The organism is Shinella pollutisoli, assembly GCF_024609765.1.
Taxonomy (GTDB): Bacteria; Pseudomonadota; Alphaproteobacteria; order Rhizobiales; family Rhizobiaceae; genus Shinella; species Shinella pollutisoli.
Genome location: NZ_JANFDG010000005.1, coordinates 206,809 through 217,948 on the forward strand (window position 1 = coordinate 206,809; position 11,140 = coordinate 217,948).

The 11,140-nt window shown below is 67.7% G+C and carries 9 protein-coding genes, 3 tRNA genes and 1 pseudogene; 7 read left to right on the plus strand and 6 right to left on the minus strand.

Going from position 1 to position 11,140, the window contains the following annotated elements:
* Positions 1 to 377 precede the first annotated feature (377 nt).
* The 3 genes from NNZ72_RS06315 (at position 378) to prfB (ending at position 5,524) form a co-directional block, all read left to right on the plus strand.
* Complete coding sequence (locus NNZ72_RS06315; RefSeq protein WP_257314189.1) at positions 378 to 1,622, plus strand: N-acetylmuramoyl-L-alanine amidase; 1,245 nt, start codon at positions 378 to 380, stop codon at positions 1,620 to 1,622.
* Positions 1,623 to 1,842: 220 nt separating this feature from the next.
* Complete coding sequence (locus tag NNZ72_RS06320) at positions 1,843 to 4,293, plus strand: penicillin-binding protein 1A (protein WP_257314192.1); 2,451 nt, start codon at positions 1,843 to 1,845, stop codon at positions 4,291 to 4,293.
* 99 nt (positions 4,294 to 4,392) lie between these two features.
* Positions 4,393 to 5,524, plus strand: a protein-coding gene (prfB, locus tag NNZ72_RS06325) for a peptide chain release factor 2 (protein WP_257314195.1) whose coding sequence is annotated in 2 segments (ribosomal slippage) — positions 4,393 to 4,461 and positions 4,463 to 5,524 — 1,131 coding nt in all. Because the reading frame shifts where the segments join, the coding sequence is not laid out codon by codon here.
* Between the two features lie 213 nt (positions 5,525 to 5,737).
* Here prfB and NNZ72_RS06330 read toward each other — a convergent pair.
* From NNZ72_RS06330 to NNZ72_RS06345, 4 genes are all read right to left on the minus strand, one after another.
* The gene (locus tag NNZ72_RS06330) at positions 5,738 to 6,223 is read right to left on the minus strand and encodes a hypothetical protein (protein ID WP_257314198.1); all 486 of its coding nucleotides are present in this window, start codon (positions 6,221 to 6,223) and stop codon (positions 5,738 to 5,740) included.
* Positions 6,224 to 6,268: 45 nt separating this feature from the next.
* Positions 6,269 to 7,042: an NAD kinase gene (locus NNZ72_RS06335; protein WP_257314201.1), complete on the minus strand. Its 774-nt coding sequence runs from the start codon at positions 7,040 to 7,042 to the stop codon at positions 6,269 to 6,271.
* A gap of 405 nt (positions 7,043 to 7,447) precedes the next feature.
* A tRNA-Thr gene (locus tag NNZ72_RS06340) sits at positions 7,448 to 7,523 on the minus strand.
* Between the two features lie 55 nt (positions 7,524 to 7,578).
* Positions 7,579 to 8,526, minus strand: coding sequence for a LysR substrate-binding domain-containing protein (locus tag NNZ72_RS06345; RefSeq protein ID WP_257314203.1), 948 nt, complete (start codon positions 8,524 to 8,526; stop codon positions 7,579 to 7,581).
* Between the two features lie 134 nt (positions 8,527 to 8,660).
* Between NNZ72_RS06345 and NNZ72_RS06350 the strand changes: the two genes are divergently transcribed.
* Positions 8,661 to 9,284 carry an FMN-dependent NADH-azoreductase gene (locus NNZ72_RS06350; RefSeq protein ID WP_257314204.1) on the plus strand — a complete coding sequence of 208 codons (624 nt, stop codon included), beginning with the start codon at positions 8,661 to 8,663 and terminating at the stop codon, positions 9,282 to 9,284.
* Between the two features lie 63 nt (positions 9,285 to 9,347).
* On the opposite strand, the gene rlmB is transcribed toward NNZ72_RS06350, so the two are convergent.
* On the minus strand, positions 9,348 to 10,226 hold the full coding sequence (gene rlmB / locus NNZ72_RS06355) for a 23S rRNA (guanosine(2251)-2'-O)-methyltransferase RlmB (RefSeq protein WP_257314208.1): 879 nt from the start codon (positions 10,224 to 10,226) through the stop codon (positions 9,348 to 9,350).
* A 261-nt stretch (positions 10,227 to 10,487) separates the two neighbouring features.
* On the opposite strand from rlmB, the gene NNZ72_RS06360 reads away from it, so the two are divergent.
* Positions 10,488 to 10,572: transfer RNA gene (locus NNZ72_RS06360), tRNA-Tyr, on the plus strand.
* Positions 10,573 to 10,597: 25 nt separating this feature from the next.
* Positions 10,598 to 10,671: transfer RNA gene (locus tag NNZ72_RS06365), tRNA-Gly, on the plus strand.
* A gap of 17 nt (positions 10,672 to 10,688) precedes the next feature.
* Here the strand turns inward: NNZ72_RS06365 and NNZ72_RS06370 are convergent.
* Positions 10,689 to 10,826 carry a glycine zipper domain-containing protein gene (locus NNZ72_RS06370; RefSeq protein ID WP_257314212.1) on the minus strand — a complete coding sequence of 46 codons (138 nt, stop codon included), beginning with the start codon at positions 10,824 to 10,826 and terminating at the stop codon, positions 10,689 to 10,691.
* Positions 10,827 to 11,077: 251 nt separating this feature from the next.
* On the opposite strand from NNZ72_RS06370, the pseudogene NNZ72_RS06375 reads away from it, so the two are divergent.
* Positions 11,078 to 11,140: pseudogene (locus tag NNZ72_RS06375) on the plus strand (GTP-binding protein); the annotation flags it as partial.

Here is an 11,140-nt window from a genome sequence, read left to right on the forward strand (position 1 = left end):
AGGTGGAAAACCACCCGAACAAGTCCGGCCACCGCCGGATTACGCGATTCAATCGGCCGGGAGAAAGCGGTGCGACGGCGGATGAGGGCCCGGTTTGGCGCCAAGTCCCGACGAGGTTAGGTCCCGTCATGGGGTGGCTGCCCGATCGAACGATCTATCCCGTCTAATCTTTCTCCCTGATCTTGCTTTTATGGCCTATATGCCACAATGGCAAGGGAAAAGCCCGAAGCGTCATAATATTGATGAAATTGGCATGATCCGTGCGCAGGCGGTCGACCGGCCCCGCGCCGGCAACCTTCGCTTAACCATATGAGGGCATCCATGGGCCTTGTTCCGCACCGCGCTTCGCGGTCCCCACGCGCTTGAACGGGCTTTCGATGCCGAAACTCACCGTTGCGACCGATGTCTTCCGCCTCCTCGCCGCCGGCCTGCTGACGCTCCTCACCGTCCTCGGCCCGGCCGCGGCCGCCGCGCCCGAGCCCTCGCAGCCGCTGCTCGTCTTCTCCGCCCGCATCGCCGGCGACGATGCCCGCACCCGCCTCGTCCTCGACTTCGACAGGAAGCCGGATTTCGAGGTCCACTACGTCGCCAATCCCTACCGCATCGTCATCGACCTGCCGGAGACCGGCTTCGGCGTGAAGCCGGAGGAGCTCGCCGCGCGCGGCATCTTCACCGACATCCGCTACGGCACGATGGCGGCGGGGCGCTCGCGCATCGTGCTGACGGCCGCCCGCCCGGTCGGCGTCGTGCTCGCCGAGGTGCAGGAGGAGGAGGAGGCCTCGACCTGGCGGCTCGTCGTCGACGCGGCGATCGTCACCGACCAGGCCTTCCAGGGCCTGGTGGAGAAGCAGAGCTGGAAGGACACGGCCGCGGCGGGCGCCGGGGAGCGCGCACCCTTCCTGCTGCCGGGCGCCGGCGCGACCGACGGCCCCTTCGTGGTGGCGGTCGACGCCGGCCACGGCGGCATCGACGACGGCGCGCGCGGCGGGGTGACGAAGACGGAGGAGAAGCACGTCACGCTCGCCTTCGCCCGCGAGCTCGCCGAGGCGCTGAACGCGCTTGCCGACACGCGCGCCTTCCTGACGCGGGACAAGGACGAGTTCCTCTCCCTTTCCCAGCGCGTGCAGCTCGCCCGCAGCGGCGGCGCGAACCTGCTGATCTCCATCCATGCCGACACGCTGCGCCAGAAGGACATCCGCGGCGCGACCGTCTACACCATTTCCGACAAGGCCTCCGACAGCCTCGCCGCCAATCTCGCCGAGCGCGAGAACCTCTCCGACCAGCTTGCCGGCATGGCGCTCGAAAGCGAGCCGGCCGAGGTCGCCGACATCCTGCTCGATCTCACCCGCCGCGAGACGCAGGCCTTCTCGATCAGCCTCGCCTCCAGCGTCGTCAGCGCCTTCGAGGGCGAGGTGGCGCTGATCAACAACCCGCACCGCCATGCCGGCTTCCGCGTGCTGACGGCGCCGGACGTGCCTTCGGTCCTGCTCGAGCTCGGCTTCATGTCGAACAAGGACGACGAGCAGCTGCTGATCGATCCGAAGTGGCGCAGGAAGGTGGCGGGCCTCGTGGCGAAGGCCGTGGAGCGCTACCGCGCCGCCGTCGTCGCCAACGGCGGCTGAGGGCCGCGGCCTGTGCCGGAAAAGTGACAGCGGCCGCCATTGTGCGGTGGCCACGGGCGGGCGCATGCTGTAAGCCCTATTTTCCTCACATTCCGGTCGCTACACGGGTGGGAAAATCGGCAGCCGAGTCTGCCGCGACGGGGCGGGGCCAGATCGCGCCCGCCGGCCCGTGCCGGGGAATGTTGACGTCATATAATATAAAGGCATCGGTAATCGGCTCATGGTCAGACTGATTGGATATTTCTTCGGGATCGGCGCGGTTTTCTTCCTCGTCGTCGCCGCCGCCGTGGCGCTCTATCTCGGAAATGTCGCGAAGGATCTTCCCGACTACGAGGTGCTGAGCAACTACGCGCCGCCCGTGACGACGCGCATGCATGCCGGCAACGGCGCGCTGATGGCCGAATATGCCCGCGAGCGCCGGCTCTACCTGCCGATCCAGGCCATTCCCGACCGCGTCAAGGCCGCCTTCCTCTCGGCGGAGGACAAGAACTTCTACCAGCATCCGGGCGTCGACGTGACGGGCCTCTTCCGCGCCATCGTCACCAACCTGCAGAACATGGGCTCCGGCCGCCGCCCGGTCGGCGCCTCGACCATCACCCAGCAGGTCGCCAAGAATTTCCTGCTCTCCTCCGACCAGACGATCGACCGCAAGGTGAAGGAGGCGATCCTCTCCTTCCGCATCGAGCAGGCCTATTCCAAGGACCGCATCCTCGAGCTCTATCTCAACGAGATCTTCTTCGGCCTCAATTCCTACGGCATCGCCGGCGCCGCACTCACCTATTTCGACAAGTCGGTGACGGAGCTCTCGATCGCCGAGACCGCCTATCTCGCCGCCCTGCCGAAAGGCCCGTCGAACTACCATCCCTTCCGCCGCACCGAGGCCGCGATCGAGCGGCGCAACTGGGTGATCGACCGCATGGTCGAGAACGGCTACGTGTCGGCCTCCGACGGTGCCGAGGCCAAGGCCCAGCCGCTCGGCGTGACGCCGCGCCACCGCGGCTCCTATCTCTTCGCCTCGGAATTCTTCGCCGAGGAGGTGCGCCGCCAGATCATCGAGCGCTACGGCGACAACGCGCTCTACGAGGGCGGGCTTTCGGTGCGCACCTCGCTCGACCCGCGCATCCAGGTCGCCGCCCGCAAGGCGCTGCAGCACGGCCTCGTCAGCTATGACGAGCGGCGCGGCTTCCACGGGCCGGTCAAGACGATCGAGATCGGCGGCGACTGGGGCGTCGAACTCGCCAAGATCGACGCGCTGTCGGACGTGCCGGAATGGAAGCTCGCCGTCGTGCTCGCCGTCGACGAGAGCGGTGCCGATATCGGCCTGCAGCCGCGCAAGGAGGCCTCCGGCAAGGTGGTCGAGGAGCGCGTGACGGGCCGCATCGAGGCGAAGAACATGGCCTGGGCCTACCGCTCGGCCAAGGGCGACCGCAAGACGGCGAAATCGCCCGCCGGCGTGTTCGGTCCCGGCGACGTCGTCTATGTCGAGCCGACCGAGGACGGCGCCTCCTACCGCCTGCGCCAGCCGCCCAAGGTGCAGGGCGGCCTCGTCGCCATGGACCCGCACACCGGCCGCGTGCTCGCCATGGTCGGCGGCTTCTCCTTCGCCCAGTCGGAGTTCAACCGCGCCACCCAGGCGATGCGCCAGCCGGGTTCCTCCTTCAAGCCCTTCGTCTATGCGGCGGCGCTCGACAACGGCTATACGCCGGCCTCCGTCATCATGGACGCGCCGATCGAGATCGTCGCCGGCGGCCAGGTCTGGCGCCCGCAGAACTACGGCGGCGGCGCCGCCGGTCCCTCGACGCTGCGCCTCGGCATCGAGCGCTCGCGCAACCTGATGACGGTCAGGCTTGCCAACGACATGGGCATGAACCTCGTCGCCGAATATGCCGAGCGCTTCGGCATCTACGACAAGATGTATCCGGTGCTCTCCATGTCGCTCGGCTCGGGCGAGACGACGGTGCTGCGCATGGTCTCGGCCTATTCGGTACTCGCCAACGGCGGCAAGCAGATCAAGCCCTCGCTGATCGACCGCATCCAGGACCGCTACGGCAAGACGATCTTCCGCCACGAGGAGCGCACCTGCGACGACTGCAACGCCAACGACTGGGAAAGCCAGGAGGAGCCGGTGCTGGTCGACAACCGCGAGCAGGTGCTCGACCCGATGACCGCCTACCAGATCACCTCGATGATGGAGGGCGTCGTCACGCGCGGCACGGCGGCGGGCAAGATCAAGCTCGACCGGCCGGTTGCCGGCAAGACGGGCACCACCAACGACGAGAAGGACGCCTGGTTCGTCGGCTACACGCCGGACCTCGTCGCCGGCCTCTATCTCGGCTTCGACAACCCGGCCCCGCTCGGCCGCGGCGCGACCGGCGGCTCGCTCGCCTCGCCCGTCTTCAACGAGTTCATGCAGGCGGCCCTCGAGGGAACGCAGCCGACCAAGTTCATCATCCCGGAAGGCATGAAGCTGATCCCCGTCAACCGCAAGACCGGCATGCAGGCCAACGCCGGCGATCCGGACACGATCATGGAAGCCTTCAAGCCCGGCACCGGCCCGGCCGACGTCTTCTCGGTCATCGGCGGCGACGAGTTCGCCACGCCCGAGGAGATCCTGCGCTCCTCGCCGCAGGCCAACCAGGCGATCACCGGCGGCGGCGGCGGCCTGTTCTGATCCAGCTGCCGGCACATCTCGGGGCGGGCGCGGGGCTTTACATCCGCGCCCGCTCTCACTATTTCAGGCCACCCCGAAACAGCATCGAAGAAAGCGGACATGCGAGCGGAAATCGAGAACGTCGTCGACGAGATCAAGCAGGCCATAAGCCTGCTGAGGAGGCATCTTTGACTGGGATCAGGCGGTAAGACGACTGGACTGGTTGAACAACAAGGCAGAGGACCCCAACCTCTGGAACGATGCCCAGGAAGCCCAGAAGCTGATGCGCGAGCGCCAGCAGCTGGACGAGGCCATCGGCGGCGTGAAGGCCATCGAGCAGCAGCTGAAGGACAATGTCGAGCTGATCGAGCTCGGCGAGGAGGAGGGCGACCAGGCGATCGTCAAGGACGCCGAGGAGGCGCTGAAGGCGCTCGCCGCCGAGGCCGCGCGCAAGCAGGTCGAGGCGATGCTCTCCGGCGAGGCCGACGGCAACGACACCTATCTGGAAGTCCACTCCGGCGCCGGCGGCACCGAGAGCCAGGACTGGGCGAACATGCTGCTGCGCATGTACACGCGCTGGGCGGAGCGCTCCGGCTTCAAGGTCGAGGTGCTCGAAGTCCATGACGGCGAAGAGGCCGGCATCAAGTCCGCGACGATCCTCGTCAAGGGCCACAATGCCTATGGCTGGCTGAAGACCGAATCGGGCGTGCACCGCCTCGTGCGCATCTCGCCCTATGACAGCAACGCGCGCCGCCACACCTCCTTCTCCTCGATCTGGGTCTATCCGGTGGTGGACGACTCGATCAACATCGAGGTGAACGAGAGCGACTGCCGCATCGACACCTACCGCTCCTCGGGTGCCGGCGGCCAGCACGTCAACACGACCGATTCGGCCGTGCGCATCACGCACATCCCGACCGGCATCGTCGTGGCCTGCCAGCAGGAACGCTCGCAGCACAAGAACCGCGCCAAGGCCTGGGACATGCTGCGCGCGCGCCTCTACGAGGCGGAGCTCAAGAAGCGCGAGGAGGCGGCCAACGCCGAATCGGCCTCGAAGACCGACATCGGCTGGGGCCACCAGATCCGCTCCTACGTGCTGCAGCCCTATCAGCTGGTGAAGGACCTGCGCACCGGCGTCGAGAGCACCGCGCCCTCGGACGTCCTCGACGGCGCGCTGGACCCGTTCATGGAGGCAGCGCTCGCCCACCGCGTCAGCGGCGGCGGCGATGCGGTGGTGGACGACCTGAACTGACCTTCGGCCGCGGGTCGGCGGTCTCCGCCGATCTCCCGGTCTTGCCCCGTCCGGCCTGCCGGCCACCTCCTCCTTGGCTGCGGGGAGAAGGAGATGTGCCGCATCGCTTCCCGAACCCTCACCCTCTCCCCGCAGGCGGGGAGAGGGTGAGGGCGAGGGGCAAAGCCGCATATGCGATAGTCCTGCCGTCGAGGGGAGGGCGAGCCTCCGTCCTCAGTTCGTCGCCCGCTCGACCTTGATGTCGCCGAGGTCGTCGATCAGCACGGTCCAGCTTTCCGGCTCGGCCACGGCGGGGTCGGTCTTGAGATAGACGGTGGCGAAGAGGCCGGGCTGGATGGTGATGCCGGCGGAATTCTCCGGGCGGATGTCGGTGACGTAGGGCTTCAGCGCCGAGAATTCTTCCAGCACCGTGGAACTGGCGATCTTCGGCCCGTCAGGCGTCGCCTCGATCTGCTGGAGGTGGACGAGCGCCGTGCCGTCCGGCTGGCGTTCGGCGACCAGCTTGTAGTAGCCGCGCCGCGCCGCCTGCGGGGCGGTTGCCTCCTCCGCATCGTCCTCTGCATCCGGCAGTTCCTCCCAGAAGCCGCTGGAGACGACGAAGGTGATCGTGGCGGGCACGGGCGGCTCGTCCTCCGCCCGTGCGCAGAGCGGCACGAGGACGAGGGCGGCAAGCGCGGTCGCGAAGAGGGGCCGGATCATGGGCGAACTCCTTGGCCGGGAGGCTATATCAGCCGGCATCGCGCCTCAATAGTCGAACTGCTCGGCGAGGATCCGGTCGGACCAGGAATGGTCGGGGTCGGAGAGGATGCGCGCCGTCAGCCCGAGCGATTCGGCGACGCGCACCGAAGTCACGGACTTCACCTCCGTGTTGTCGGCGACGGCGTTGACCGGCCGCTTCTCCGCCTCCAGCACGTCGATCTCGACCGTCACCTTGTTCGGCAGCAGCGCGCCGCGCCAGCGCCGCGGGCGGAAGGGGCTGACGGGGGTGAGCGCCAGCAGCGGCGCCTCCAGCGGCAGGATCGGCCCGTGGGCGGAGAGATTGTAGGCGGTGGAGCCGGCGGGGGTGGCGAGCAGCAGCCCGTCGCAGATGAGCTCCTCCAGCCGCACCCGCCCGTCGACGGTCACGCGCAGCTTCGCCGCCTGGTAGGACTGGCGGAAGAGATAGACCTCGTTGATGGCGAGCGCCCGGCGCTGCTGGCCGCTCGCATCCTCCGTCAGCATCTCCAGCGGCCGGAAGGCATTCTCCACCGCGCCGGCGATGCGCGCGCGGAGGTCGGTCGTGTCGTAGCGGTTCATCAGGAAGCCGACAGAGCCGCGGTTCATGCCGTAGACCGGCTTGCCGGTGGTCATCGTCGTGTGCAGCGTCTGCAGCATGAAGCCGTCGCCGCCGAGCGCGACGATGACGTCGGCCTCCTCCGGGTCCGTGTTGCCGTAGAGGGCGACCAGGTCGTGCCGGGCCTCCTGCGCCTCGGCCGACGGCGAGGCGACGAAGGAAATGGAACTGAAGTCTCGCGTCATCCCGCCGGTCCGCATCCTCTTGGCCCGCCCGCTCCCCGTCGAGCGCCCCGCCTTTGTGGCATGCCTTGGCGTCATGCGCATCCGAAAAGTGGGAGGGGTGCGCGCTTCGCCGCGGAAACCTCGAACCCGCAGCGTTTTCGCACCGGCGACCGCCCGCTCGCGTCCTTCCGGAGCGAAGCCGCCGCAGGCCGCGTCAGCGCGGGAGAAAGAGATGGCACGCCGAGGCGGAGCGAGGGCGAACCCGTGCAACGGGTCGATCGGCGGCATTGCGCGAGGAAAAATGGTGCGCTTCATCGGGAAACCCCGCACCCGCAGGGTTTGCAGGGGCGACTGCCCGTCGCCGGCCGTCCGGCGCCCCTCCGGAGCGAAGCGGCCATAGGCCGCGGCAGCGCGAGGAGAGGGAAATGGTGCCCCCAGCAGGACTCGAACCCGCGACCCCCTGATTACAAATCAGGTGCTCTACCAACTGAGCTATAAGGGCGCTCCAGCCATGCGAGTTACCACAAATTCGGCGGCTGTAAAGGAAAAAGGGCGGGTCAGATCGACCAGTTCGCCTCCGCGGGCGCGTGGGGAACGACCTCCTGGCAGCGCTGCATCGAGCGGGGCAGGTGGACGGCGAGGTGGTCGATCAGCGCGCGCACGGCGGGCAGCATGCCGTGGCGCGAGGTGAAGACCGCGTGCACCGACGCCTCCGCCGAGGACCAGCCCGGCAGGACGGGGCTCAGCAGCCCGGCGCGGAAGCCGCGCTCGAAGATGATGTCCGGCAGGAGCGCCACGCCCACGCCCTCGATCGTCGCCCGTTCGAGGATGCCGAAGTCCGCCGCCGAGAGGACCGGCGTGGAGACGACCTCGCGCGTCTCGCCGTCGTCGTTGACGAGCGTCCAGACGGTCCTCGCGGTATTCTCCTCCATGGAGAGCGTCGGCACCTCCGCGAGCCGGTCGAGGGTGATCGGCCCGTGGCGCTCCAGGAAGCGGGGGCTTGCGGCAAGGTAGCGCCGCGTCGCGCCGAAGCGGCGGACGATCAGCGACTGGTCGCCGTCGTAGCCGTCGCGCACGCGCAGCGCCACGTCGATGCGTTCCTCGATGAGGTCGACCGGCCGGTTCGTCATCAGGATGGAGACGCGCACCTGCGGGTGGCGCGTCATGAAGGCGGGCAGGATGTCGGCGATCATCGGCGCGAAGCCCGGTGGCACGGAAAGCCGAACGACGCCGGCAGGCGCCGCCTTCGCCATCGCCACCACCGCCTCCGCCGACTGCACGTCGGACAGCACCGCCTCGCAGCGCTCGTAGAAGGACTGGCCGACGTCGGTGACGGCGAGCTTGCGCGTCGAGCGCTCGATCAGCCGCACGCCGAGCTGGTCCTCGAGCGCGGCGATGCGCTTGCTGATCTTCGATTTCGGCACCGAAAGCGCCTTGGCCGCCGCCGTGAAGCCCTTGTGGCGCACCACGGCGGCATAGAGGGCGAGGTCGTTGAGATCCTGCATCGTCGGCTCCTGTCCGTCTCCGCGCCATTTATTGTTTCCCGTCGGAAACGGTCAATTGGATTTTTGCGGTCTAATCAGGTGATTGTTTTGGTTTCATATCGTCGGCATCGAATTTGAACAGAGGTGCTGACCCCATGAACGTCCTCCACATCGACTCCGGCATTCTCGGAGAGCATTCCGTTTCCCGCCGCCTGAGCGCCGCGCTCGTCGCGCAGATCAGGGCCGAGCAGCCGGCCGCGACCGTCACCTACCGCGACCTCGTCGCCGCGCCGCTCGCGCATCTGTCCGGCTCCCACCTGATGGCGGCCAATGCGAAGCCGAAGGAGCTCGACGCACGCATTGCGGCCGACCTCGCGGAGGGCCGGGCCGTGCTGGAGGAATTCCTCGCCGCCGACACGATCGTCATCGGCGCGCCGATGTACAATTTCTCGCTGCCGAGCCAGCTCAAGGCCTGGATCGACCGCATCGCCGTTGCCGGCAAGACCTTCCGCTACACGGAAAGCGGTCCGGAAGGCCTGGCGCAGGGCAAGAAGGTCGTCATCATCTCGACGCGCGGCGGCCATTACAGCGCCGGCCCGGCGGCGATCATGGACCATCAGGAAAGCTACCTGAAGGCCGTTCTCGGCTTCGTCGGCATCACCGACATCGAGATCGTCCGTGCCGAGGGGCTGAACCTCGGTGCCGACAAGAAGGTCGAGGCGATCTCCGAGGCCGAGCGCGTCATCTCCACCAGCCCGACGCTGAAGCTCGCAAGCTGACCCCGCCCGTCGGGACGGGCGAGACGCCCGCCGGTTCCTGCCCGGCGGGCGTTGCCGTATCGGCTACCCCGCGAGGAAGCGCCGCGTCGCGTAGAGCGCGATCGCCGCGGCGTTCGAGACGTTGAGGGATTTGATCGCGCCCGGCATGTCGAGCCGGGCGAGCGCCTTGCAGGTCGCCCGCGTCTTCTGTCGCAGCCCCTTGCCCTCCGAGCCCATGACGAGCGCGATGCGCCCGCCGGCAAGCGTGCCCTCCAGCGGCGCCGGGCCTTCCGAATCGAGGCCGATCGTCAGGAAGCCGAGCCGGTGCAGCTCCTCCAGCGCGTCGGAGAGATTGGTGACCTGGATATAGGGGATGAGCTCCAGCGCGCCGGAGGCGGTCTTGGCGAGCACGCCCGATTCGGTCGGCGAGTGGCGCTGCGTGGTGATGACGGCGCCGGCGTCGAAGGCGACGGCCGAGCGCATGATCGCGCCGACATTGTGCGGGTCGGTCACCTGGTCGAGCACGAGCAGCAGCGGGCTGTCCCTCAGCGCCTCCAGCCGGCGCACGGGCAGGGGCCGCGTCTCCAGCATCACGCCCTGGTGGATCGCCTCCGGCCCCAGCACCCTGTCGAGGTCGGAGGGAAGCACGGTCTCGACCGGGTAGGGCAGGGTGGACAGGTCGGCGAGGCCGAGCCGCTGCGCGGCGTTCTGCGTCACCGAGAGCTTCACGATCTTCCGCTCGGGATTGTCGAGGGCGGCGCGCACCGTGTGCAGCCCGTAGAGATGGACCTGGTCCGGCGCCGCCGGGGCGGGCGGCTTCCAGCCGTCCGCCTGCCGGCGCCGGCGGTCGTCCTTGGGCGTCGGGATCTCGCCGCGCTCGCGCTTCTGGTCGCGGTGCGCCCGGCGCAGCTTGGCGTAATGGGTGTCTTTCGCGGACTTGCCGCCGGTATCATCCTTGCTCATGCGGCCCTATAAAGCACGTCGCGCGAAACTGTGCAGCGGTTTTGCGGCAACGGCCCGATGAAAAATCCGGGAACGCGGACGGCACACGAATGGCGGCGGCCGCAGGCCGGACCGGGCGTCGGGTTTTTTCGCAATTTTTTCCGTGACGTCGTGTTGACAGGACGAATTGCGCCGGTCATATACCCCGCCAGATAGGAGGCGCCGCCCGAAAGGGTTGCCTTCTCCGGTCGATACCTGGTCGCTTGATCCCGACGGAAACCTGGAGGGATGCCCGAGTGGTTAAAGGGGACGGACTGTAAATCCGTTGGCTCAGCCTACGTTGGTTCAAATCCAACTCCCTCCACCATTTCGTCGGTTCGGATCGATGACCCGCGGGTATAGCTCAATGGTAGAGCAGCAGCCTTCCAAGCTGAATACGCGGGTTCGATTCCCGCTACCCGCTCCACCGGCCGGCAGGTTCCCTTACTTCTTTCGTGAAAACGCCCAGCCGCCCGCCGCCCCCAGCGCGATTCCGATCGCGATGCCGATGGGGACGTTGTCGAGGAAAGCCGAGCCGATGACGGCTCCTATTCCGACGCCGAGAGCGATGCCTATGGTCATGGCGACGACCCTCGCACAGCGATGTGGCCACAGTGTGGAACGCTGCCGTACGGTGGCAGGAAGTGCGCGTAAGGCCTTGCCGTAAAAAGTGATTCGCGTGCGATGCCGCGGCGCGCGCGGCCTTTGCGGGCGTGCCCCGCAGCCCCTTCGCCCGCGCGCATTTAAGGCTTGCGCATTCGTTGCGAAAGCCTTAAACGGCTGCCAAACCGGGAGGGCCGGTTAGCCCAACTTTCGATCACAGGAAAAAAGACATGGCAAAAGGTAAGTTTGAGCGCACTAAGCCTCACGTAAACATCGGCACGATCGGCCACGTT

Bases quoted from the DNA above. Each gene is read 5' to 3' on its own strand.
- NNZ72_RS06335 (WP_257314201.1), bottom strand. From the start codon at position 7,042: ATGACGCGAGACTTCAGTTCCATTTCCTTCGTCGCCTCGCCGTCGGCC.
- NNZ72_RS06320 (WP_257314192.1), top strand. From the start codon at position 1,843: ATGGTCAGACTGATTGGATATTTCTTCGGGATCGGCGCGGTTTTCTTC.
- NNZ72_RS06370 (WP_257314212.1), bottom strand. From the start codon at position 10,826: ATGACCATAGGCATCGCTCTCGGCGTCGGAATAGGAGCCGTCATCGGC.
- NNZ72_RS06345 (WP_257314203.1), bottom strand. From the start codon at position 8,526: ATGCAGGATCTCAACGACCTCGCCCTCTATGCCGCCGTGGTGCGCCAC.
- NNZ72_RS06350 (WP_257314204.1), top strand. From the start codon at position 8,661: ATGAACGTCCTCCACATCGACTCCGGCATTCTCGGAGAGCATTCCGTT.
- NNZ72_RS06315 (WP_257314189.1), top strand. From the start codon at position 378: ATGCCGAAACTCACCGTTGCGACCGATGTCTTCCGCCTCCTCGCCGCC.
- NNZ72_RS06330 (WP_257314198.1), bottom strand. From the start codon at position 6,223: ATGATCCGGCCCCTCTTCGCGACCGCGCTTGCCGCCCTCGTCCTCGTG.
- rlmB (WP_257314208.1), bottom strand. From the start codon at position 10,226: ATGAGCAAGGATGATACCGGCGGCAAGTCCGCGAAAGACACCCATTAC.